Origin of the sequence: Candidatus Pelagibacter sp., from assembly GCF_052048095.1 — a bacterium.
GTDB lineage: Bacteria > Pseudomonadota > Alphaproteobacteria > Pelagibacterales > Pelagibacteraceae > Pelagibacter.
In genome coordinates this window covers 751,944-775,018 of the sequence record NZ_JBNAKG010000001.1, presented here as the reverse complement: position 1 = coordinate 775,018, position 23,075 = coordinate 751,944, and the positions used below count along the sequence as shown (strand labels likewise).

The following is a 23,075-nucleotide window of genomic DNA, read 5'->3' as shown; positions in this document are numbered from 1 at the left end:
TTTTTGTTAGTTATTAAGAACTTAAGCTGCTGTTGTTTTGTCAGATTTTGACTTCTTGTCACCCTTAGAATGAACGATAATTGGCTGAGATTGACCTTTAACTGCACTTGCATCAACGATTACTTCTTCAACATTATCCATGCTTGGCAAATCATACATTGTCTTAAGCAAAATGTTTTCCATTATTGATCTTAAACCCCTAGCCCCTGTTTTTTTAATAATAGCTTTTAATGCAATTTCTTTTAATGCGTTGTCTTTAAATACAAGCTTAGCACCATCTAGTTTAAATAATTCTTGATATTGTTTTGTAAGAGAATTCTTTGGTTCTTGTAAAATTTTGATTAGTGATTTTTCATCTAAATCTTCAAGTGTAGCAATCATAGGTAGTCTTCCAATAAACTCTGGAATTAATCCATATTTCAATAGATCTTCAGGCTCTAAACCTTTCATCCATTCACCTGTTTTTTTATCTTGAGTATCTTTTACATCAGCACCAAAACCAATAGATGTACCCTTGTCTCTTTGTGAAATTATTTTATCTAAGCCTGCAAAAGCACCACCACAAATAAATAAAATATTTGTTGTATCAACTTGTAAAAATTCTTGCTGAGGATGTTTTCTTCCACCTTGTGGAGGAACACTTGCAACAGTTCCTTCCATTATTTTTAATAAAGCTTGTTGAACACCCTCACCAGATACATCTCTTGTAATTGATGGGTTTTCGGATTTTCTGCTTATCTTATCTACTTCATCAATATAAACTATTCCTCTTTGAGCTTTTTCAACATTATAGTCAGCAGCTTGAAGTAATTTTAAAATGATATTTTCAACATCTTCCCCAACATAACCTGCTTCAGTTAAAGTTGTTGCATCGGCCATAGTAAATGGAACATCTAAAATTCTAGCTAAAGTTTGAGCTAATAAGGTTTTTCCACAACCTGTAGGACCAACTAAAAGTATATTTGATTTTGAAAGCTCTACATTTTTACTTGTTTTGCTCTCATAATTTAATCTTTTGTAATGATTGTGTACCGCTACAGATAATACTTTTTTAGCATGAGCTTGACCAATCACATAATCATCTAATACTGTGCAAATTTCTTTTGGAGATGGCAATCCATCTTGATGTTTAACAAATGTATCTTTGCTCTCTTCTTTTATAATGTCCATACATAGCTCAACACATTCATCACAGATAAATACTGTTGGACCAGCAATCAATTTTCTTACTTCATGTTGGCTTTTGCCACAAAAAGAGCAGTAAAGAATATTTTTGTTATTTGTGTTCATAAATATTAAAATCGAATCAATATCCCTACTTTATTATAAATGGCTCATTCAGATCAAGTTCAAATGATATGTGAGGCTATATATTGTGTATTATGGTCTTTTTTCAACTACTTCGTCGATCAAACCAAATTCTTTTGCGACATCTGCTGTCATAAAATTATCTCTTTCTAAAGCAGATTTAATTTCTTCGACAGATTTTCCGGTATGTTTTGAATAAATTTCGTTTAATCTTTTTTTAAGAGATAAAACTTCGTTTGCATGAATTTCAATATCAGTTGCTTGACCTTGATATCCAGCAGAAGGTTGATGAACCATTACTCTAGAATTAGGTAATGAAAATCTTTTACCTTTAGTTCCAGCTGCTAATAAAAAAGAACCCATCGATGCGGCTTGACCGATACATAGAGTTGATATCTCAGGTTTGATATATTGCATGGTGTCATAAATACCAAGGCCAGCTGTAACTAATCCACCAGGACTGTTAATATATAAATAAATCTCTTTTTTTGGATCTTCTGCTTCTAAAAATAATAGTTGAGCAGTTACAAGAGAAGCTACAGTGTCATTAATTTGACCAGTTAAAAAAATTATTCTCTCTTTTAATAATCTTGAATAAATATCATATGCTCGTTCACCTTTACTAGATTGTTCCACTACCATTGGAACGAGTGTGTTCATATGTTCTGGAAAATTTGTTGTCATAAGTTGATTCTATCTACTTATACAACTTGTGCTTACTTTTTGCTAACTTTTTTTGTTTTAGGTTTAGCTTTTGTCGATTTTGCTGGTGCTTTTTTAGCTGGAGCTTTTTTAGCAGCTGATGTCTTGGCTGATGTTTTTTTAGTATCTGTCTTTTCTTTATTATCTTTTTCTTCTGAAGCAGTTTCTACTTTTTGACTTTCTTTTAAAATTTTTTCTGCTTCATCTTTTGTTACTTCTTTTTTATTCGCTTTAGCTTTTTCTTTGATAAGGCTAATTATTTTTTCCTCATAAACTGTTCCTCTTAAGCTTGAAAGAGCTGATGGATTTTTTTGATAAAATTCCATCACCATTTTTTCTTGTCCTGGCATCATCCTTACTTGTTTTTGAACTTCAGCTTGTAATTCTTGTTCTGTTACTTTTATTTGGTTTTGTTCTCCAAACTCATTCAATATTAAACCAACCTTAATTCTTTTTTTTGCAATGTCTTCGAAATTTTTTCTACTTTTTTTAGCGTCTTCTTCTGACATTCCTTGTGATAAAATCTTAACTTCTTCTTCAATTAAATTTTCAGGAATTTCATCAACTTTAAATTTTTCAATTTCTTTTAATATTTGATTTTTAGAAAGTCTCTCAAGTGAGTTTTTATATTCATCATTAATTTGTTTTGTTATTAGTGATTTTAAATCGTTAAGATCTTTAGCACCTAAATTTTTTGCAAATTCATCATTAATTTCAACTGGCTCTGGTTTTTTAACTGCAGTAATTTTACAATTAAATTTTGCAGTTTTATTAACTAGATCTTTTTCAGGAAAATTTTCTGGTAAAACTGCTTCAACAGTTTTTTCTTCATCTTTTTTTACGCCAGTTAATTGTTTATCAAAACCTTTTAGGAATAGATCTTTACCCAAAGTTAATTGCGTATTTTGACCTTCGCTTCCTTTAAATTCTTTTCCATCTACTGTTGCCTTATAATCAAAAACAACTAGGTCACCCTCTTTTGATTTTACATCTTTATCTACGTCTTTAAAATTTGGTTGGTTCTTTGCTATTTCTTGAATTCTTTTATCTGTTTCTTTCTCATCTATTTTAACTGTGTATTCGTCAAATTTAATATTTTCAACAGACTTAACTTCAACTTTCGGAAGTTCTGTTACTGAGATAACGTATTCTAAATCTTTATCTTCACCATATGTTTTTAAATCTAACTTGGGTTGACCTGCTGGTTTGATCTTATTTTCTTCAAGCGCTTTAGTAGAAGTATCTTTTAAAACTTTATCTAAAACTTCACCAAAAATAGCTTTACCAAATTGTCTTTTAAGTATTTCTCTAGGAACCTTGCCAGGTCTAAAACCTTTTAAGTTTACTGAACCCTTAATCTCTTCGTATTTTTCATCCATGTATCCGTCCATAGTTTTCTTATCGACGAATACTTTGATGTCTTTATTTAAACCTTTTTTATTTTCTACAGTAACTTTCATATTTTTTAATGGTAGGGCGAAAAGGACTCGAACCTTCACATGTTGCCATATTGGTTCCTAAGACCAACGCGTCTACCAATTCCGCCATCGCCCCACAAAATTTAGAGGTTTTATATATTATTGAAATAATTTGTCCAATGACAATTCTGATGAAAAACATTATTTTTTTTATATAAATAACTACTATATTTAAAAAATGATTGTCTCTCCGTGTATAAGCATATGTCGAACTGACCCTAAAACAGGTTATTGTTATGGTTGTGGACGTAGTAATGATGAGAAAAAAATATGGAAGTCAGAGGAAACGTCCGATGAATGGAAAAATAATAATTTAAAAGAAATAAAATCTAGGCTTACTGGATGGCAACTTGAGAGTTTTAATGAATCGTATGAATATAAGATTCAAAATGGTATATCTTTATTTAAAAAGAATTTAATCAATGAATAAATCAACAATTTTAATAATTATATATATTGCTGGATTAGTTTTTGGTGCTTTAGTGCTTGATTTATGGAGTGCAGATACAAGTCCAAAAGCTTTAATAGGTATTATCTGGACCGCTTTTTTATTGGTTGGTCTTTTTCTGGTCGAAAAAGATGAAAGACAATAGATTTTTTTATTTCATATTTTTAATATCATTTTTGATATTTAAATCGAGTTTAGTTTCTTCAGAAATAATAGAACTGAGCTCATGTGAGAATAATAAGGATGGTTTTCTGAAAAATGAATATATTTTAGATTTAGAAAAACAAACAATGACAAGAAATTATGTCTATAATGAAAAAACCTATCAAAAATATAGATTAACGGACTTAAGTACAAAAAAAAGAAATACTCTAGAAAGTTTTATTTATCTTGAAGGTGAAAATATATTAACTGACAAAATGGGATATCCTCAATTTTATACTCAATTATTATTTAAAAAAGATACACCAGACATTTATATTAAAACTGTAATAAATGGCGAAGAAGGTGTCTCAAAAATGTCTACATGTAAAAATATTGAGAGATATAAAAAAGAAAGTTAATTCTTTTTTTTATTTTTTGAAAATTTAGATTTTTTAGAATTAAATCTATTACTTGTTATATTGCTACGATGTTTGGCAAATGCTTGTTTTTGTGCTTGTTTCATTGCTCTTTTAGAAGACATAACTTTAATAATTTATTTTAACACTTCCTATTTTATTTAAATTTTTATCAGAAACAACTATTTCTCCAGATGCTGGCGCATAACTTAATGCTTCTGAAATAACGACGTAGTGAGTAACAAAAATTAAATTATCCTTTCCATTCCAGTTTTTAAGATAATTATTTAAATCTATCATTTGTTGTTTGCGATTATGAGCAAATTTTGAACTAAAAAAAGAATTTAAAAAAGATTTTGTTTCAAAATTTTTAAAAGCTAATTTAGCTGTTTCTTTGCAGCGGCACCAATTGCTAGAATAAATATTTTTAAGTGGAATTTGATTTTCTTTAAAAAATTTACCAATTTCTTTTGCTTGTATTCTGCCACTATTATCTAAATTTCTCTGTGTTGAACAATCATTGATGTCAAAGTTACTTGGATCACCACCTCCGGGAGCATAAGCATGTCTTATAAAAACTAAATTTCCACCTTTTTTTAAAATTTCTATAATTTCATTATTATCATTTGCTATTGTTGGAGTTGTGAATGATAAAAAAAATATTAATATTAAATTAAATAATCTCATTTATGGATATTAAATTTAAAAAACTAAATAAAACAATAATAAAGTGCAAGAGGTGTCCTCGCTTAAATAAATTTATTAACAAAATTGCTCAAGAGAAAAGACCACAAAATATAAATGAAAAATATTGGGGTAAACCAGTAGCTGGATTTGGAAAAGAGAATGCTAAATTAATGATCTTAGGATTAGCACCTGCTGCTCATGGAGGTACTAGAACTGGGAGAGCTTTTACAGGTGATAAATCTGGGGATGTATTATTTGATTGCTTATATTCTGTAAAAATATCTAATCAAAATTTTTCAACACACTTACATGATGGATTAAATTTGAATAAAACTTATGTAACAAATGTATTAAAATGTGTGCCACCAGAAGATAAACCAAAAATAGATGAATTAAAAAATTGTTCTAATTATTTTAATTCTGAAATTAATTATTTAAAAAATCTCAAAGTAATAGTGGCTCTTGGAAAGATTGCTTTTGATAATTGTGTTAAAATTTATAAATCAAGATATGGTCTAAATAGTAAATTTCTATTTATTCATGGAAAAGAATATTTATTGCCTGATAATAAAATATTAATTGCTTGTTATCACCCTAGCCCAAGAAATATAAATACCAAAGTTGTTACAAAAAAAATGATCTGTAGTTTATTTCTTAAAGCAAAAAAAATTGCTAGATTTTAATACTATCGCAAAAATAAGGTTTGAAATGTGAATAAATTTCATCTGGGATTTTCACAGGTTTTCCGTTTTCATTTACAAAAACTAGATGGACTTGAGCTTCTACAATAATTTCATCTTCTCTAGAAATAATCTGATTCATAAAAAAAGATGTTTTTGTAACTTTTTTTACAAATGATCTTACTGTTAACTCATCTTCTAAATTTGCAGATTTTTTATATTCTATATTGCATGATTTTACGATTATTAAAGAATTAAACATTTCTTTAATTTTCTTATTACTATATCCAATTGCAAACAAAGCTTCCGTTCTTGCTCTTTCTAAGAATTTTAAGTAATTAGCATAATAAACTACACCACCGGAGTCGGTGTCTTCATAGTATACTTTTAGTTTATGAAAGAAATTTTCATGCATAATAAATTATATTAAATAATTAAATTTTTTATACAATCTAAGATATAACGTTTGATATGAATATTTTTACAATTTGGTTAGTTTTAGTAATAGCTTGGAACTTTGGTTATCCAAAAGCTAGTCCATTGGAAGATGTTATTGTGGCAATTTTATTGTCAATTTTTTCGATAATATTGAAAAAAAAATTTAAGATGTAGTTAGTTGGCTGAGAAAAAAATATTTTGATAATAGGATATTGAACTTAATCCAGAATTATCTGTGTCCGCCATCAAAGCAACACCATCTAATTTCTTTAAATCTAAATCATGTAAAGTTTTAAATAATTCCTTTACATTTGTTTTGGCTGTCACCCATTCATTTGAATGATTTTTTGTAGACGACAAAACATAATCAATTGATTTACTGAAATATGGACTTGGCCAATATTCATTGAGATTTTCATTACTTGAAAACACAAAATTTATTGCTCTATTCGACAATGGAGTTGCTCCTGTTTTTTTAACCACAAACATTCTAGCAGCAAAATCATGACCTTTTTTACTTCTCTCATCAATGCCTTTTAACCCTTGTTCCACTTTCCATGTAATGTTTAAAAAAGGTGTTTTTTCGAGGTCAATTTCTATCTTTTTTCCAATTCCTGACCCACCATTGTTTGAAGTTGCTGTTAAAAAATTGCCCTTTTCATTAACTCCAACAGAAAAATTTGTTTTATTTTTTGCCCCTCTAACCTTCTTTTCTTCTAAGCCAGCTAGCTCATCTTCTGTAAACTCAAAAACCTTCACAATTTCGCTATGACTAAAAGATGAAATGGTTATCAAAGTAAAAATTAAAATTAATTTTTTAAGCATCTAAGGCTTATATAAAATAAAAATTAATTTTCAACATTTAGACATAATTTAAACATTCATTCATCATCATCGTAGCTTAAATATATATTCATGAAAACAATCTCTATCTTTATTCTTTTATTGTATTGGTCAGTAATTTTATTCGCACCAATTATGTCTGACGAATTTAAGTTAAGTAGAGCAAAATACAGTAAAACCCAGACATATCAGTCTAAGGTAACAAAATAATTTTTGGAGCAACACAAGTTCCATCGTGAATTTGCTTAAAAGCATCTCCGCCATTTTTTAGATCTCTAAATTCGATCCAATCTAATGGGCCAATCTCTTTTTTAGATAAAATTGATAAAGTTTGCTCAAAATCTTTATTTGTATAACAATAAGTACCAATGACTGTAACTTCTTGAAGGGTCATTTTTCTAAAATTAAACGTTCCAGCAGGTTGAGTTAATCCTATATGAATAATTGTTCCTCCAGGCTTAACAACTTCAATTGCTTGTTGTCTTGAGATTTCAAGTCCTACAGTGTCAAAGACAATGTCAAAACCATTACTTTGAATTTCTTTATCATTTGGCGCAACAAATTTTGCATCTAAATATTTTGAACACTCATCTAATCTTAGTTTGTTAGGATCAGATAAAATTATATTTTTATTTCCTTTAATTTTTGAAAGTATCAAGCCACAAAGCAAACCTATAGCACCGCCACCTTGAATTAAAGTCCTGCATTCAGATAGTGGTTTTTTTAATGCTTGTTCTCCAATAAGAACAGCGTGCAATGATACAGCTGTAGGTTCTGCTACTGGAGCTTCATTTTTATCTAACCCGTCTGGAATTTCATAAATATTTTTGTCAGGTGTTGAAACAAATTCTGCAAAAACACCTTGTCTTTCTATAGGTCTATTCATACCTAGGATTATTCTACTCGGACACAAGTGTTCTCTTCCTGTTGTGCAATATTCACATTTTCCACAGGTTATCAAAGGATTTAGAACAACATCTTTGCCTTTATATTTTCCATTTTGAACTTCACCACTTACTTCATGACCAAGGATCAATGGTGGAATTCTTCTTTCATCATGACCATGATATGCATGCATATCTGAACCACAAATTCCAGACGCATGTACTTTTAAAATACTTTCACCATCAACTTCTATTGGATTTTGTTCTTCACGGTAAACTAATTCTTGAGTGCCTGTGTATACTAATGCTTTCATATTATTTTTTTGCTAATAGATAATAAGTTAAAGAAGTTATAAATGCACCAATAATCCATGAATAAGGTTGAAAATACATTAAATTGAAATTCCAAATTGTTGATGCTGAAAAAACAAAACCTAAAACAAGACAATAAACTGCTGTATAATTCCATCCATTTGAGTAGTTGTAGGATGACTTTTCTTCTAAAGAAAAAATATCTTTACTTATAAGCTGTTTGTTTTTCAATAAATAATAATCTGTAACCATTAAGCCAAATAGAGGTCCAAAGAAAGAAGCAAAGGTATCAATAAAAGCTAATATTCCAATCTGGCTAAAAAAAGGTAGCCATAAAATTCCAATAAATAAACCAACAACAGCAATTACATAACTTGAATAATTCAAATTAATTTTTTTAGGAAAGCAATTAATTAATGTAAATTGACTTGGAATAAAGTTAGCTACTAGATTTGTTGATGCTGAAGCTATAATTATGAATACCAATCCAACTAAAGTAATAAATATATTGTCAAATTTTCCAATTATATCTGTTGGATTAGTCAATATTTTTACAATACTATTTGCATCATCTTTTAAAAATATATCTGAACCAATTGTTATAAATGCAGCAAAAAAAGAGAAAATAATTAGATTTAATAAAATAGTTAAATTTCCTTTACTTAATTCTTTTTCATTTTTTAAATTTTTTGAAAAGTCTCCAAAAGTTAAAATTATTATAGAGAAATAAGCAAATATAGTTCCTGCTACTGTTAAAATTGGAATTATATTTTGTGTGGTAGCAAAATTTGCAAAATTTAAATTTTTTAAAAATACGCTAGATGTAAGTCTGAAGTCATTAAAAAATACAATTAAGAAAAAAAATATTAAACCAATGTAAACAAACAAAGCTGAAAACTTCATTATTTTTTTACTATAAAAAACACCTAATCTAAAAAAATAAGTTTGTAAGATAATGACAAATATAATTGAAAACCAATCAATTATATTCAAGCCTGATAGAAAAAATAAAAATATATCTTTATTTAAAGACTCATTATCAATAGAAAAAAATATAATTCTTATAATGTAACTAATTGATTTAGATAAAAAATATGTTTGAATTCCAAACATAAATACACCAACAAGAAATCTTAAAAAGCCAAAGAATTTTGCTCCTTTATGACCAAGAGAGGTTCTTAACAATACTACAAAAGGCAATCCGTGAGTTTGGGAAGGTTTTCCAATAATGTTTGAAAATAACCAAACTAAAATTGATCCAATAATTGAGCCAAATAGAACTACAAGAGTATTAAGTTGATAAATTAAATATAAAGAGGCAATTAATGAGAAGCCAATCACACTTTGTATATTTACTCCCCAATAATAAAAAAGATCTTTCCAATCCCAAGTTTTATCTCTTGGGTTTGTTGCTACAAGCTCCCAATTAACCAAATCATTTTTATTAGATTTTGACACACTTATTTTTTAATCTAAATTTTACGATGCGTAAAGAACACTAGGTAACCAAAGCGCAATTTTAGGAAACATAATAATTAAAATTAGTCCAATTACTTGAATAACCATAAACTGCATCATTCCGTAATAAATATCTTTTAAATCCCATTCAGGAACAACTCCTTTTAAAAAATACGCAGACAATGCTACTGGAGGTGATAGCCAGGCGGTTTGGAGATTTACAGCAACGAGTATTGCAAACCAAGTTAGATTAAATCCTAAAGCTTCGATTAAAGGTAAAATAATAGGAACAATAATCATAACAATAGGAACCCATTCTAATGGCCATCCAAGCAAAAATATTACAACCATTACTATTGCTAATATTAAATATTTATTCATTTCTAGACTCAATAAAAAGTCTGTAAGCAACATTGGAGTACCCAATCTTGAAAACACAGCACCAAAGAAATTGGACGCCGCAACTAAAACCATTATTAATGCGGATATTTCTAAAGTTTTAACAAGAGAGTCTTGTAATTTTTTTAAAGTTAATTTTTTATATGCAATCGCTAATAAAAGTGCACCCATTGCTCCACAACCAGCTGCTTCAGTTGGTGTTGCAAATCCAAATAAAATACTTCCAAGGGCCGCGAATACTAGGGCTGCAGGAGGAACAAGTCCTAAGAAAAATTCTATCCAAACATGTTTCATACTAGTAGCTCTAAGCTCTGGAGGTAACACTGGTCCTAACTTTGGATTGATCATACATCTAACTGTAGTGTATCCAGCATATAAAACTGCAAGCAATACACCTGGTAATATTGCTGCTGCAAATAAATCAGTTACTGGAATTTCCATGATAGGTCCCATAACTACAAGCATAATACTTGGTGGAATTAAAATTCCTAAAGTACCACCAGCAGTAATGGTTCCTGCTGCAAGTCTTACATCATAACCAGATCTATTCATTGATTTTGCTGCCATAATTCCAAGAATTGTAACGGATGCTCCAACAATTCCCGTTGCAGCTGCAAAAATAACTGAAACAAATAAAACTGCGTAATAAAGTGATCCTCTAACTTTAGCTAAGATTAATTGAAACGCAGAAAACAACCTTTCCATCAAACCACATTGCTCCATCATAATACCCATAAAGACAAAGAGCGGGACGGCCGCCAAGGTTTGTTCGGTCATGACCATTGAGAATTGCAAGGTCATTAAATAAAAGACTAGTTTTCCAAAACCTAAATAACCAAATACAAATCCTAGAAAGATAAGAGTAAATGAAATTGGAAAACCAACGAATATCGAAAATAACATTACTCCAATTAGAATAAAACCAAGTATTGCTGGATCTATAAACTCTGCTAACATTTATTCCTCGTCTCCTGGCCATTTACCTTTCGTTGAAGCCCAATAACTTTTTAATATCTCTGAAACACCTTGAATTAATAAAAATAATATTCCAAACCACAAGCAAGCTTTGATAGGCCACATTAATGGCATCCAGGCTGTATCCATTCCTTTTTCGCTTCTCATTATAGACTCCTGAACAAAACCTGTTGTCATGTACAAAAAGACAATTAAGCCAGGAAAATAAAATAAAAGATATAACCAAAAATCTATTGTGCCTTGCGTTTTTGTTTTGAAATTTCTGTATAAAAAATCTGCTCTAATATGAACACCTTTTGAGAGAGCATATCCTGCACCCAACATAAAGAGCGCACCATACATAAATCTGCTCATGTCATAAGCCCACATTGTAGGAGCATTAAATAATTTTCTTGCTAATACTTCGTAAACCATTGCAAAAATTAATGGCATAGTAATCCAACAAACTATGTTACCAATAATTTTACTAAGCTTATCAATATTTATAATGGTCGATGCCATCCAATTAGGCATATCACTTGGCATTTTTCCAGAACCACCTCGCCTTTCAGCGATCATTTCATCTGTAATATCTAATTTATTTAGTTCTTCAGCCATAAGAATTTTTTTAAAAAAAAACTAAAGCGGATTTATCATCCGCTTTAGTTATAATTACTTACTGAATATTACTTCAGTGTCTCTGCGTGAGCCATTCCTAGCTTAGCATTTGACATTTGAGATCCAGACCAGAAAGGTACTGCAATATCAGCAAATGCTTTTTGAGAGTCCCATACTTTTTTAAAGAATGCGTTCTCAGAAGCATTTTTTTCTAAACTTGCTTTTGCAGCAGCCATATATGCTGGGAAATAATCAGACGGAGTATCTTGTAAGATTACACCATGCTTAGTTGTTAATTCAGCAAGTGCTTTTCCGTTTTCATATATTCTGTAACTCATTGATTTAGATAAAGAAGCGTTTGCAGCTACTTCTAAAGCTTTCTTCTCGATTGCAGACATTTTCTTATATTTGCTACCGTTTAAGTAGAAGTCAGCGTTTACTACTACTTGGTGAAGACCTTGTAAGTAGTAATTTTTTAGAACTTTGTGTAAACCGAAAACCATATCAGGCTTTGGACAACACCATTCTGCTGCATCAATAGTTCCTGCTTCAAGAGCTGGTAGAATATCTCCACCACCCATTGCAACAGATGCTACACCGATATCTTTATAAGTTTGACCAGGAATTCCAGGAGGAGTTCTGAACTTATATTTTCTAAAGTCAGCCATGCTGTTAATTGGCTCTTTGAACCAACCTAAAGCTTCAGGACCAACTGGTTGTAACATGAAACCTTTAATGTCTCTTCCCATCTCGCTCCATAATTGGTCGTAAAGCTCTTTACCACCACCATATTGGAACCAAGATAAGAACGCGATGTTATCAATACCAACACCTGCGCCCGCTACTGGCGAACCAAATAACATTGCAGCTGGGTGATCACCTGACCAATAGTGAGTCCAAGCGAAACCACAATCGATCAAACCTTTGTCTACAGCGTCTAGAGTTTCTTTTACACCAACAACTGCTCCCGCTGGCATAATTTCAAACTTAAGTGAACCTTGAGTTAGTTCAGTTACTGTGTCAGTAAAATCTTTTAACATTTTTACTTCATCAGCTTTTGCACTAATTACAGTTTGGCACTTAAGAGTTTGTGCAGAATTCGCTCCTGTAACTGACATAACAGTTAAAAGAAGAGTTCCTACAACTAATGATATGATTTTTTTCATATTTATTTTTCCCCTTTAAGTTTTTTATATATATAAAGTCGATAACCTCTCAAAAATAAAATAAGACTACAAGTGTTAAATTGGCACAAACTAAAGATTAAAAAGATTCTAATGTAGAAATTTTGATATTTATCACTATAAGTGTTCAATCAATGGACACATTTGACTATATCATTCTTGGAGCAGGCTCTGCGGGTTGTGTTCTTGCAAATAGGTTATCTGAAAATCCTAATAACAAAGTTTTATTAATTGAAGCTGGTGGAAAAGATACATATCCATGGATCCATATTCCAGTTGGGTATTACAAAACTATGCACAATCCAAAAACAGATTGGTGTTATAAAACAGAACCAGATGAAACTATGGAAGGAGTTTCCATTCCCTATCCTAGAGGTAAAACATTGGGAGGTAGTTCATCAATAAATGGATTACTTTATATAAGAGGACAAGAAGAAGATTATAATATCTGGAGACAGTTAGGAAATACTGGCTGGGGATGGAATGACGTTCTACCTTATTTTAAAAAAGCTGAAAATCAAGAACGTGGTGAAAATGAATTTCATGGTGTTGATGGACCATTATCAGTTTCAGATATTAGAGTTAAACTTCCTATATTAGATGTATTTAGAAATGCAGCTAAGGAAACTGGCATACCAAGTGTTGATGATTTTAATACAGGGGATAATTTTGGATGTGGATACTTTCAAGTAACAGAAAAAAATGGATTAAGATGTAGCACAGCTGTTGGGTATTTAAATCCAGTAAAGCATAGAAAAAATTTGAAAATTGAAACTAACTGTCATGTTGAAAAAATTAATTTTGAAGGAAAAAAGGCTGTAAGTGTTTCATTTTGGAAAAAAGATAAATCATTTACTGTAAAATCTAATAAAGAAATTATCTTAAGCGCAGGATCTATTGGCTCAACTCAGATATTGCAAGTTTCAGGTATTGGTGAAGGATCAAAGTTAAAAAATTTAGGTATAAAAGTTATTAATGATTTGATTGGTGTGGGTAAAAACCTTCAAGACCATTTAATGTTTAGGCCTGTTTATAGAGTAAAAAATATTAAAACTCTTAATAAAAAGATTAATAGTATTTTTGGAAAACTAATGATTGGAATGGAATATGTTTTTTTAAGAAAAGGACCAATGACAATGGGTGCAAGTCAATTATGTGCTTTTGCAAAAAGTGACAGCTCTAGAGCAACTCCAAATTTGCAGTTCCATGTACAACCAATTAGTCTTGATAAACTTGGTGCTTCAGATCTTCATGATTTCGATGCGTTTACTCCTACCGTTGCCAACATAAGACCAACTAGTAAAGGAGAAATAAATGTCACAAGTAAAGATAGTAGAGAATATCCAAAAATCAAAATGAACTATTTATCCACTCAAGATGATAGAAAAGTTGCAGCTGATGGTCTTAGACTTGCAAGAAAAATTGTTATGGAAACAGAAGAGTTTAAAAAATATGAGCCAGAAGAACATAGACCTGGGATACATTTACAAGATGACGAAGAGCTTGTTAAAGCGTCTAGTCATTTTGCTCAAACTATTTTTCATCCAGTTGGAACATGTAAAATGGGAAATGATGAAACATCAGTGGTATCTGATCAACTTAAAGTTCATGGAATTGAAAATTTAAGAGTAATTGATGCATCTATAATGCCTAACATCACATCTGGAAATACTAATGCACCCACAATTATGATTGCAGAAAAAGGTGCTGATATGATATTAGGAAAATAATGTTTGCAGAGATATTCACACCAGAACAGATAGCTATATTAAGTCAAATAATTTTTATCGATCTTGTTTTAGCAGGAGATAACGCAATCATTATTGGGATGGTTGCATCTAAATTTCCACCAGATCAAAGAAAGAAAGTAATTTTTTGGGGTATTGGTGGTGCAGTAATACTTAGAATTATTTTAACTTTACTTACAGCTTATTTGCTACAAATTACAGGTTTAAGATTAGTAGGAGGATTGCTTTTACTTTATATAGTCTACAAACTTTATGTTGATGTAATTAAAGGCGCTGAACAAGAAGAAGATATAAAAGTTGATAATTCAAGTTTTCTCAAAGCTATTTGGACAGTATTATTAGCAGATTTTACAATGAGCTTGGACAATGTTTTGGGCGTTGCTGGTGCTGCTGGCGATCATTACGGCTTACTAATTTTTGGTTTAGCTCTATCAATAGTTTTAATGGCAACAGCAGCAAATTTAATATCTGGTTGGATAAAGAAATATAAATGGATTGCTTGGGTTGGTTTGTTTGCAATTTTAATTGTTGCAGTTCAATTAATCTATACAGATATTAAAATAATATTTAATGTTTAAAAAAATAAATCTCTCAGGAAAAACAGCAATTGTAACTGGAGCTGGAAAAGGTATTGGAAAAGCTTGCGCAATTGCTCTTGCGGAAGCTGGCGCAAAAGTAATTATTATAAGCAGAACACTTTCAGATCTTACTAAAGTAGAAAAAGAAATTAAAAAAACTAAAGGATCATGTTTAAAATTTGAATGTGATGTAACAGATTTAGATAAATTCAAACAGATATTAAATATAATTAATAAATTAGACATTTTAGTTAATAATGCTGGTAACAACAGACCAGAGCATTTCACTAAAATTAAAAAAGAAAATATGGAGTATTTAGTCGAACTAAATATGAAAGCTTCATTTAATGTCGCTCAACTTTGCTCAAAAAAAATGGTTCAATTAAAGAATAGAAAAAAAGTTGGAGGATCAATAATCAACATGTCATCTCAACTTGGTAGAGTTGGTGCACCAATAAGAAGTGTATATAATATGACTAAATTTGGCTTAGAGGGTTTAACAAGAGGAATGGCTCTAGAACTTGGAAAATATAACATAAGAGTAAATAGTGTTTGCCCCACTTTTGTTGAAACACCTATGGTTAAAGCTTTTTTTAAAAACAAAAAATTTAAAGCACAAATGATTAAAAATATTCCTCTTGGGAGAGTTGCTCAAGAAAATGATGTTTCAACTGCTGTTGCCTTTTTGGCAGCAGATAGTTCAAATTCAATAACAGGAACGTCTTTGATGGTTGATGGTGGTTGGACCGCGCAATAATGGGTAAATACCTTAAAAATATCAATTTAAAAAATAAAGTTGCAGTTGTAACAGGTGCAACTAAAGGCATAGGAAGATCTACAGCAATAGCTTTACATCAAGTAGGTGCAAATGTTGTGGCAATTGGAAGAAATAAAAATGAACTAAGCTCTTTGAAGAAAAAACTAAGAAGAAGAATAAAGTGTTTTTCTTGTGATGTTAATAATTATGAAGAAATAAAAAAAATTATCAACAGTCTTAATAGAGTTGATGTTTTGGTCAATAACGCTGGTACAAATTTACCAGAACCATTTTTAAGTGTTAAAAAATCTTCTTTAGAAACATTATTAGAGGTAAATACCAAATCTGCGTTTAACATGGCAAAATTGTGTACTGATAAAATGTTGAAACTTAAAAATAGAAAAAATATAGGTGGAAGCATCATACATACATCATCAATGTTTGGATTAGTTGGTGGTCCTAATCGAACAGTTTATAGTATGACTAAATTTGGATTAGAAGGTTTAACTAAAGGAATGTCTATAGATTTAGCCGCATCAAATATAAGGGTAAACAGTGTTTGTCCTACATTTGTTGCAACACCTAGGGCAAAAAAATATTTAGCTAACAAATCTTTTAAAAAATACGCTTTATCTAATATTCCATTAGGAAGAATTGCAACTGAAAGTGATGTTGCTACAGCAATTACTTTCTTAGCATCAGATGCCGCTTCCATGATAACGGGTACCTCGGTTATAATTGATGGAGGATGGACAGCTAAATAGAGATGAAAAAAATATCATTTATATTATTTTTATTATTTATAACCTCCTCTCATTCTATTGAATTTAATGGTAAATTTATTCAAGGTCATTTTATTACAGGCAAAACTGAAACTGGTACAAAAATAATTATTGGCAAAAAAGAAGTTAGAGTTTCTAAAGATGGTTTCTTTGTTTTTGGCTTGGATAGAGATAGAAAAAATGACATTTTAATTACAAAAATTTATAATGATAAAAGAGAAACCATAACTAAAAGAGTTTTAAAAAGAGAATATAATATACAAAGAATAGATGGTCTTCCTGAAAACAAAGTTACTCCGCCTGAGTCTGTATATAAAAGAATTAAAGCAGAAAATAATAAAATTGGAGAAGCAAGAGCTATAAATTCAGATCTAATTTTCTTCAAAGATCAATTTATTATGCCTGTAGATGGAATAATAAGTGGTGTTTACGGTAGTCAAAGAATATTAAATGGAAAACCTAAATGGCCTCATTATGGAATTGATATAGCTGCAAAAAAAGGAACCAAAATAAAGTCTTCTGCAACAGGAGTTGTTACAATGGCTGAGTCAGATTTGTATTACACGGGTGGCACAATTATTATGGATCATGGACATGGTATTTCTTCAATTTATTCACATTTAGAAACGATTAATGTGAATGTTGGAGATAAAGTTAATCAAGGAGACATAATTGGAACTGTTGGTTCAACAGGTAGATCCACAGGACCTCATTTAGATTTTAGAATAAATTGGTTTCAAACAAGACTTGATCCGATGTCTGTAATAAACTAAAAATTTCCCATGAAAACATTAATAGAAAAAACTTCTGATAAATTAGTAAATGCCTTTTTAAAAAATAAAATTATTTCTCCATTACCTTTAAAATTCACCAAAAAATTAAAAGATGCTGAAAAATTTAGAAAACTTTGTGAGAGCAAAGTTAAAGATCCAATTATTGGGTTTAAAGCTGCTGGGACTGGATTTCCATTAATGAAAAAATTCAAAGAGAAGGAGCCATTTTATGCTTCAATATTTAAAAGAAATTTTGATATTTCTGGAAAAAAAATTAAAATTAATAAATCCACTTTAGGCATAGAACTTGAGGTTTGTTATTTAGTTAAAAAGGAATTTTTTAAATCTAAGGGCAAAATTACAATGAAAAATGTAACTAAATATATTTCTCATATGGCTCCTTGCATTGAAGTAATTGGGTACAGACAGAAAAAAAAGGGTGTAACTGGTTTTGGAGATTTATGTAGTGATTTTGGATGTAATGTTAAATTTTTAATAGGAAAGAAGCAAAAGTATAAGAAAATAAATATTGAAAATTTAAAAACAAACATTCAAAACAAAAAAATAAATCAATCTGTGGATGGAAATACTAATACAGTTTATGTAAACCCAGTTAACTCTCTAAGATTTGTTCTTAATAAATTAAAAAAAGATAAGATTAATTTAGAAAAAGATTTTTATGTATTTACTGGATCAACAGTTGGTGTTGTTCCAATTTTAGGTAAAGGTCTCTATCAAGGTAAGATAGATAAACTTGGCTCAGTTAAAGCAATCATAAATTAGACTTCTGTAGTTGCTCTTATTCTTTCATAGAATAGTCTTGCTCTTACACCTATACTTAAAAAAGGTTCAGGTGGTAACCAAGTTGGTTTGTTTCTTAATTCGATAGTTTCAATTTCTTTTGTGTTTTGTCCAACTGCTTTAAGGGCAATTTGTTCTCCAAATAATGTTCCAACACCTATTCCAGAACCATTATAACAACCGCCTACAAAAATATTATCATCTATTTTTTCAAATATCTGAGAACTATTTCTTGTTCTTGAAACTATACCTGACCAAGTAGATTGAATAATATCATCGGGAAGTTGAGGAAATCTTTTTTTAACTCCTAGTTTTTGTTTTAAATATCTTTGATTTAAAATTGATTGAGACATTTTCATTGGATTGCGTAACTCTGCTGTATTTCTGATTAAGATTCGTCTATCTTTTGTCATTCTAATTGTAGCACCCATAGGTCTAATAGGAAGAACACCCCACTCTTTTGGGTTTCCTATATTTTCATATTCATTATCAGTTAATGGTCTTGTCATGCTTGCTGTAAGAGTAATTGGAAAATTATAGTTTTTTTTAATACCTAATGATCTTAAAAAACCATTGGTCGCAAAAATTATTTTTTTTGTTTTAATTGTATTATTTTTAAATTTACAATTAATAAAATCTTTTTCTTTAGACCATTCAAATAATGAAGAGTTTTCATATAGCTCAATATTTTTTGGTAATGTATCAACCATTGCTCTTACAAGTTTTCCAGGATGTAATAATATACCACCCTTGGTATGCAAACCTACATTATAAAAATTTGTACCCAATCTATTAGTTAATTGTTCGTTGTTGAGAATATAATGTTCATAACCTAGTTTTTCTAAAGTATTTGAAAAATTATTTAATATTGTTAAATCTTCTGTTCTTGAAGACGCAAAAAATTTTCCACACTCATTCCAATCACAATCAACTTGATATTCTTTGATAAAATTTTTGACAGCTTTAATTCCTAAATCATATATGTCTGCTTTTTTTTTATAACTTTCTAACTCTTTATTAGACGTGAAACCGTCATTTAAAGTTGTATCAACTAGATAACCAGAGTTTCTCGCACTTGCTCCATCTCCTGCTAATTGAGCATCAACAATAATAATTTTTTTCTTTGGGAATATTTCACCCAACTTTCTAGCAGCAGATAAACCTGTGAAACCAGCTCCAACGATAAGCCAACTAGTTGATAAATTATCACTTAAAGTTTTGATATTTTGTCTAGGATTAAGATCTTTGATCCAACCACAACCATTATCGTTAGTCACTTCCATGAAGTGACTTTACGATAATTGATAAATTTTTTAAAGAATTAAGAGTTTAATGAAGGTTGTTTATTCATATCTGCTTTGTTGATACCAGCAACTCTTACTGGCTTCTTCATCGCATCTCTTCTAAATGGTTCACCTAACTCTTGGTTTAAAACTACTTCTATAAAAGTAGTAATTCCTTTTTTTTGATCTTCACATGATTGCTTGATCGCATTAGTAGTCTCTTCCATTGTTCTTGCAGTTACCCCTTTAAGACCGCAAGCATCAGCTACTTTTGCATAACTTAATTCTGGATCAAGCTCAGTTCCAACAAAGTTATTGTCAAACCAAAGAGTAGTATTTCTTTTTTCAGCTCCCCATTGATAATTTCTAAAAATCACCATTGTTATGGCTGGCCACTCTTCTCTAGCACATGAACTCATTTCATTCATGCTAATACCAAAAGCTCCATCTCCAGCAAAACCAATAACTGGTGTATCTGGGCAACCAATTTTTGCTCCTAAAATAGATGGAAAACCATAACCACATGGGCCAAATAAACCTGGTGCTAAATACTTTCTTCCTTTTTCAAAAGTTGGATAAGCATTTCCAATTGCACAATTGTTTCCAATGTCACTTGAAATAATAACATCATCAGGCATACCAGCTTGTATTGCTCTCCAAGCTTGTCTGGGTGACATTCTATCAGCATCTCTTTCTCTTGCTTCTTTATTCCAAACTGTACCTTCATCATCTTCTTCATGGTTTAAACTTGAAAGTTTTTGCAACCATGCAGATTTTGTTTGATGAATTAAATCTTTTCTTGTTTGTCTGTCAGTGTCACCAGCGCTTGATGAAAGTTTAGCTAAAATTTGTTCTGCAACTAATTTTGCATCACCACTGATACCTACAGTTACCTTTTTAGTTAGACCAATTCTATCTGGATTAATATCTACCTGAATAATACTTGCATTTTTTGGCCAATAATCAATTCCATAACCTGGTAAAGTTGAAAAAGGATTTAATCTTGTTCCTAAAGCTAATACAACATCAGCTTTTGAAATTAATTCCATAGCAGCTTTTGAACCATTGTAACCTAAAGGGCCTACTGCTAAAGGATGACTGCCTGGAAAACTGTCATTATGTTGGTAACCAGAACAAACAGGTGCATCTAATTTTTCAGCTAGATTTTTAGTAGCCTCAATTGCTCCTCCAATTACAACACCAGCTCCTGAGAGGATTACTGGAAATTTTGCATTTGAAAGTAAGTTAGCAGCTTTATCTATAGCTTCAGATCCACCACCTTGTCTTTCTAATCTTACGATTGGTGGAAGATCAATATCAATAACTTGTGTCCAATAATCTCTTGGAACATTAATCTGGGCAGGTGCAGATCCTCTTATAGCTTTCTCGATTACTCTGTTTAACACTTCTGCCATTCTAGATGGGTCTCTTACCTCTTCTTGATAACAAACCATATCTTTGAATAAATTCATTTGCTCAACTTCTTGGAAACCACCTTGGCCCATAGTTTTATTTGCAGCTTGTGGTGTAACTAATAAAAGAGGTGTATGATTCCAGTAAGCAGTTTTTATTGGAGTTACTAAACCAGTAATCCCAGGACCATTCTGTGCAATGACCATTGACATTTTTCCTGTGGCTCTTGTGTAACCGTCAGCAATTAACCCACCATTAGTTTCATGAGCAACATCCCAAAATGTTATACCTGCGTCAGGGAATATATCTGAAATTGGCATGAACGCTGATCCAATAATACCAAAAGCATGCTCAATACCATGCATTTGTAAAACTTTTACAAAAGCTTCTTCAGTTGTCATTTTAGTCATAATTTAGTGTAACCTCTCTTTAAATTTAGTCTCTTTTTTTAAAAACTGTTTGTTAATTTTTGTGATTAATATATAAGATTTTGGGAAATTCAAACAAACATTTCGACACAACATATATGGCAACAGATATCATAATTCACGATGAAAAAGACAACGTAGGAGTAGTTGTTATTGAAAAAATAACTCCAAAACAAGATTGTTCTTGCTGGATAATGGAAAATGACAGCACAGTAAATATACAATCAGTAGATGAAATACCTTTAGGGCACAAAATTGCAATGACTGACCTAAACGAAGGTGATACGATTCTCAAATACGGTCATGATATTGGTAAAGTAGTTAAATCAATCAAAAAAGGTGAACACGTTCATGTTCACAATGTTAAAACAAAGAAGTGGTAGTAATATGGAAATTCCAAAGAGTTTTTTAGGTTATAAAAGAGAAAATGGCAGAGTTGGAACAAGAAATCATGTGATTATCTTGCCAGTAGACGATATTTCAAATGCATGTGCAGAAGCTGTAGCAAATAACATTAAAGGGACAATTGCATTGCCACACTCTTACGGAAGATTGCAATTTGGTGCTGATTTAGAACTACATTTTAGAACAATGATAGGAACTGGAAGCAACCCAAATGTTGCCGCGGTGATTGTAATAGGTATTGAGCCAAAATGGACAAAAAAAATTGTTGATGGAATTGCAAAAACTGGGAAGCCAGTTGAAGGTTTTCATATTGAAAGAACTGGTGACATTGGAACAGTAATGAAAGCTTCAAAAAAAGCTCAAGAATTTGTGATGTGGGCATCTGAAAAACAGCGAGAAGAATGTCCAATAAGTGATTTATGGATTTCGGTAAAATGTGGAGAGTCTGATACTACATCTGGTTTAGCAGCAAATCCTACTGTAGGAAACTTAATGGATAAACTTGAGCCATTAGGAGTTCATTTATGTTTTGGTGAAACTTCTGAATTAACCGGAGCGGAAAAAGTTTGTGCTACTAGAGGTGCAACAAAGGAGGCTTCAGATAAGTTTATGAAAACTTGGAGTGCATACAACGATTTCATTTTAAAAGAAGCAACAGATGATCTTTCAGAAAGTCAACCAACAGCTGGAAATATTGCTGGAGGTTTAACTACAATTGAGGAAAAAGCTTTTGGAAATTTTCAAAAAATTGGATCAAGGAAATTTGTTGATGTTTTAGAACCAGCGGAAGAACCAAAAAAAGGTAAAGGACTTTATTTTATGGATACATCTTCAGCAGCAGCTGAATGTGTAACTCTTCAAGCAGCAGCTGGATTTAATATACATTTGTTTCCAACTGGACAAGGTAATATTGTTGGAAATCCAATTGAACCAGTTGTAAAATTAACAGCTAATCCATTAACTGTAAAAGGTATGGGTGAACATATTGATTGTGACGTTTCAAAAATTCTATCTAGAGAAATGAACATGTCAGAAGCAGGAGATAAGTTGATAGAAACAACTCTAAGAGTTGCAAATGGAAGACTAACTTGTGCAGAAGCTTTAGGTCATAGAGAGTTTGTTATGACTAAACTTTATAGAAGTGCATAATTATT

27 protein-coding genes and 1 tRNA gene are annotated in these 23,075 nt (G+C 30.8%); 13 read left to right on the top strand and 15 right to left on the bottom strand.

Features of this window, described 5'->3' with window-relative positions; translation table 11 throughout:
- Positions 1 to 21: 21 nt before the first annotated feature.
- From clpX to ACTT9P_RS04020, 4 genes are all read right to left on the bottom strand, one after another.
- Positions 22 to 1,290 carry an ATP-dependent Clp protease ATP-binding subunit ClpX gene (gene clpX, locus ACTT9P_RS04035; protein ID WP_440909413.1) on the bottom strand — a complete coding sequence of 423 codons (1,269 nt, stop codon included), beginning with the start codon at positions 1,288 to 1,290 and terminating at the stop codon, positions 22 to 24.
- A gap of 90 nt (positions 1,291 to 1,380) precedes the next feature.
- Positions 1,381 to 1,992: an ATP-dependent Clp endopeptidase proteolytic subunit ClpP gene (gene clpP / locus ACTT9P_RS04030; protein ID WP_440909412.1), complete on the bottom strand. Its 612-nt coding sequence runs from the start codon at positions 1,990 to 1,992 to the stop codon at positions 1,381 to 1,383.
- 32 nt (positions 1,993 to 2,024) lie between these two features.
- The gene (gene tig / locus ACTT9P_RS04025; RefSeq protein ID WP_440909411.1) at positions 2,025 to 3,470 is read right to left on the bottom strand and encodes a trigger factor; all 1,446 of its coding nucleotides are present in this window, start codon (positions 3,468 to 3,470) and stop codon (positions 2,025 to 2,027) included.
- A gap of 9 nt (positions 3,471 to 3,479) precedes the next feature.
- Positions 3,480 to 3,564 (bottom strand) — tRNA-Leu (locus ACTT9P_RS04020).
- A 102-nt stretch (positions 3,565 to 3,666) separates the two neighbouring features.
- Here ACTT9P_RS04020 and ACTT9P_RS04015 point away from each other — a divergent pair.
- Genes ACTT9P_RS04015 through ACTT9P_RS04005 form a run of 3 tightly spaced genes read left to right on the top strand, consistent with a single transcriptional unit; the run spans position 3,667 to position 4,499 of the window.
- Positions 3,667 to 3,918 (top strand): DUF1289 domain-containing protein, encoded by a 252-nt coding sequence (locus tag ACTT9P_RS04015; protein ID WP_440909410.1) that lies wholly within the window; start codon positions 3,667 to 3,669, stop codon positions 3,916 to 3,918.
- Entirely contained in the window at positions 3,911 to 4,081 is a 171-nt protein-coding gene (locus tag ACTT9P_RS04010; protein WP_440909409.1) for a hypothetical protein, read from the top strand. The genes ACTT9P_RS04015 and ACTT9P_RS04010 overlap by 8 nt, the downstream gene beginning before the upstream one ends.
- Entirely contained in the window at positions 4,068 to 4,499 is a 432-nt protein-coding gene (locus ACTT9P_RS04005; RefSeq protein WP_440909408.1) for a hypothetical protein, read from the top strand. The genes ACTT9P_RS04010 and ACTT9P_RS04005 overlap by 14 nt, the downstream gene beginning before the upstream one ends.
- Here the strand turns inward: ACTT9P_RS04005 and ACTT9P_RS04000 are convergent.
- Both ACTT9P_RS04000 and ACTT9P_RS03995 read right to left on the bottom strand, forming a co-directional pair.
- Positions 4,496 to 4,621 carry a hypothetical protein gene (locus ACTT9P_RS04000; RefSeq protein ID WP_440909407.1) on the bottom strand — a complete coding sequence of 42 codons (126 nt, stop codon included), beginning with the start codon at positions 4,619 to 4,621 and terminating at the stop codon, positions 4,496 to 4,498. The two genes, ACTT9P_RS04005 and ACTT9P_RS04000, sit on opposite strands and share 4 nt — an antisense overlap.
- A 4-nt stretch (positions 4,622 to 4,625) precedes the next feature.
- Positions 4,626 to 5,183 carry a histidine phosphatase family protein gene (locus ACTT9P_RS03995; RefSeq protein ID WP_440909406.1) on the bottom strand — a complete coding sequence of 186 codons (558 nt, stop codon included), beginning with the start codon at positions 5,181 to 5,183 and terminating at the stop codon, positions 4,626 to 4,628.
- 2 nt (positions 5,184 to 5,185) lie between these two features.
- Here ACTT9P_RS03995 and ACTT9P_RS03990 point away from each other — a divergent pair, with 2 nt between their 5' ends.
- Positions 5,186 to 5,866: a uracil-DNA glycosylase gene (locus ACTT9P_RS03990; protein WP_440909405.1), complete on the top strand. Its 681-nt coding sequence runs from the start codon at positions 5,186 to 5,188 to the stop codon at positions 5,864 to 5,866.
- On the opposite strand, the gene ACTT9P_RS03985 is transcribed toward ACTT9P_RS03990, so the two are convergent.
- On the bottom strand, positions 5,856 to 6,278 hold the full coding sequence (locus ACTT9P_RS03985) for a YbgC/FadM family acyl-CoA thioesterase (protein WP_440909404.1): 423 nt from the start codon (positions 6,276 to 6,278) through the stop codon (positions 5,856 to 5,858). The two genes, ACTT9P_RS03990 and ACTT9P_RS03985, sit on opposite strands and share 11 nt — an antisense overlap.
- 56 nt (positions 6,279 to 6,334) lie before the next feature.
- Here ACTT9P_RS03985 and ACTT9P_RS03980 point away from each other — a divergent pair, with 56 nt between their 5' ends.
- A complete protein-coding gene (locus ACTT9P_RS03980; protein WP_440909403.1) occupies positions 6,335 to 6,475 on the top strand; it encodes a hypothetical protein in 141 nt (46 codons plus the stop codon).
- Here ACTT9P_RS03980 and ACTT9P_RS03975 read toward each other — a convergent pair whose 3' ends face one another.
- From ACTT9P_RS03975 to ACTT9P_RS03950, 6 genes are all read right to left on the bottom strand, one after another.
- Positions 6,476 to 7,126: a DUF3047 domain-containing protein gene (locus tag ACTT9P_RS03975; RefSeq protein ID WP_440909402.1), complete on the bottom strand. Its 651-nt coding sequence runs from the start codon at positions 7,124 to 7,126 to the stop codon at positions 6,476 to 6,478.
- Positions 7,127 to 7,337: 211 nt separating this feature from the next.
- On the bottom strand, positions 7,338 to 8,342 hold the full coding sequence (locus tag ACTT9P_RS03970) for an alcohol dehydrogenase catalytic domain-containing protein (RefSeq protein WP_440909401.1): 1,005 nt from the start codon (positions 8,340 to 8,342) through the stop codon (positions 7,338 to 7,340).
- Position 8,343: 1 nt separating this feature from the next.
- Positions 8,344 to 9,798 carry a cytosine permease gene (locus ACTT9P_RS03965; RefSeq protein ID WP_440909400.1) on the bottom strand — a complete coding sequence of 485 codons (1,455 nt, stop codon included), beginning with the start codon at positions 9,796 to 9,798 and terminating at the stop codon, positions 8,344 to 8,346.
- A 21-nt stretch (positions 9,799 to 9,819) separates the two neighbouring features.
- Positions 9,820 to 11,154, bottom strand: a complete 1,335-nt coding sequence (locus tag ACTT9P_RS03960) for a TRAP transporter large permease (protein WP_440909399.1) — start codon at positions 11,152 to 11,154, stop codon at positions 9,820 to 9,822.
- Positions 11,155 to 11,769 carry a TRAP transporter small permease subunit gene (locus ACTT9P_RS03955; RefSeq protein WP_440909398.1) on the bottom strand — a complete coding sequence of 205 codons (615 nt, stop codon included), beginning with the start codon at positions 11,767 to 11,769 and terminating at the stop codon, positions 11,155 to 11,157.
- A gap of 68 nt (positions 11,770 to 11,837) precedes the next feature.
- On the bottom strand, positions 11,838 to 12,935 hold the full coding sequence (locus tag ACTT9P_RS03950) for a TRAP transporter substrate-binding protein (RefSeq protein ID WP_440909397.1): 1,098 nt from the start codon (positions 12,933 to 12,935) through the stop codon (positions 11,838 to 11,840).
- A gap of 152 nt (positions 12,936 to 13,087) precedes the next feature.
- On the opposite strand from ACTT9P_RS03950, the gene ACTT9P_RS03945 reads away from it, so the two are divergent.
- The 6 genes from ACTT9P_RS03945 to ACTT9P_RS03920 are packed head-to-tail and all read left to right on the top strand — an operon-like array spanning position 13,088 to position 18,374.
- Positions 13,088 to 14,683 carry a GMC family oxidoreductase gene (locus ACTT9P_RS03945; protein WP_440909396.1) on the top strand — a complete coding sequence of 532 codons (1,596 nt, stop codon included), beginning with the start codon at positions 13,088 to 13,090 and terminating at the stop codon, positions 14,681 to 14,683.
- Positions 14,683 to 15,279 (top strand): TerC family protein, encoded by a 597-nt coding sequence (locus ACTT9P_RS03940; RefSeq protein WP_440909395.1) that lies wholly within the window; start codon positions 14,683 to 14,685, stop codon positions 15,277 to 15,279. The genes ACTT9P_RS03945 and ACTT9P_RS03940 overlap by 1 nt, the downstream gene beginning before the upstream one ends.
- A complete protein-coding gene (locus ACTT9P_RS03935) occupies positions 15,272 to 16,036 on the top strand; it encodes an SDR family NAD(P)-dependent oxidoreductase (RefSeq protein ID WP_440909394.1) in 765 nt (254 codons plus the stop codon). The genes ACTT9P_RS03940 and ACTT9P_RS03935 overlap by 8 nt, the downstream gene beginning before the upstream one ends.
- Entirely contained in the window at positions 16,036 to 16,800 is a 765-nt protein-coding gene (locus ACTT9P_RS03930; RefSeq protein ID WP_440909393.1) for an SDR family NAD(P)-dependent oxidoreductase, read from the top strand. The genes ACTT9P_RS03935 and ACTT9P_RS03930 overlap by 1 nt, the downstream gene beginning before the upstream one ends.
- A gap of 2 nt (positions 16,801 to 16,802) precedes the next feature.
- The gene (locus ACTT9P_RS03925; protein WP_440909392.1) at positions 16,803 to 17,591 is read left to right on the top strand and encodes a M23 family metallopeptidase; all 789 of its coding nucleotides are present in this window, start codon (positions 16,803 to 16,805) and stop codon (positions 17,589 to 17,591) included.
- A 9-nt stretch (positions 17,592 to 17,600) separates the two neighbouring features.
- Positions 17,601 to 18,374, top strand: a complete 774-nt coding sequence (locus ACTT9P_RS03920) for a fumarylacetoacetate hydrolase (RefSeq protein WP_440909391.1) — start codon at positions 17,601 to 17,603, stop codon at positions 18,372 to 18,374.
- Here ACTT9P_RS03920 and ACTT9P_RS03915 read toward each other — a convergent pair.
- Together ACTT9P_RS03915 and xsc are read right to left on the bottom strand one after the other, a co-directional pair.
- Complete coding sequence (locus ACTT9P_RS03915) at positions 18,371 to 19,675, bottom strand: NAD(P)/FAD-dependent oxidoreductase (protein ID WP_440909390.1); 1,305 nt, start codon at positions 19,673 to 19,675, stop codon at positions 18,371 to 18,373. The genes ACTT9P_RS03920 and ACTT9P_RS03915 overlap by 4 nt on opposite strands.
- 38 nt (positions 19,676 to 19,713) lie before the next feature.
- The gene (gene xsc, locus ACTT9P_RS03910) at positions 19,714 to 21,498 is read right to left on the bottom strand and encodes a sulfoacetaldehyde acetyltransferase (RefSeq protein WP_440909389.1); all 1,785 of its coding nucleotides are present in this window, start codon (positions 21,496 to 21,498) and stop codon (positions 19,714 to 19,716) included.
- A 116-nt stretch (positions 21,499 to 21,614) separates the two neighbouring features.
- On the opposite strand from xsc, the gene ACTT9P_RS03905 reads away from it, so the two are divergent.
- Both ACTT9P_RS03905 and ACTT9P_RS03900 read left to right on the top strand, forming a co-directional pair.
- Entirely contained in the window at positions 21,615 to 21,899 is a 285-nt protein-coding gene (locus tag ACTT9P_RS03905) for a UxaA family hydrolase (RefSeq protein WP_440909388.1), read from the top strand.
- Positions 21,900 to 21,903: 4 nt separating this feature from the next.
- Positions 21,904 to 23,070: a UxaA family hydrolase gene (locus ACTT9P_RS03900; RefSeq protein WP_440909968.1), complete on the top strand. Its 1,167-nt coding sequence runs from the start codon at positions 21,904 to 21,906 to the stop codon at positions 23,068 to 23,070.
- Positions 23,071 to 23,075: the final 5 nt, after the last annotated feature.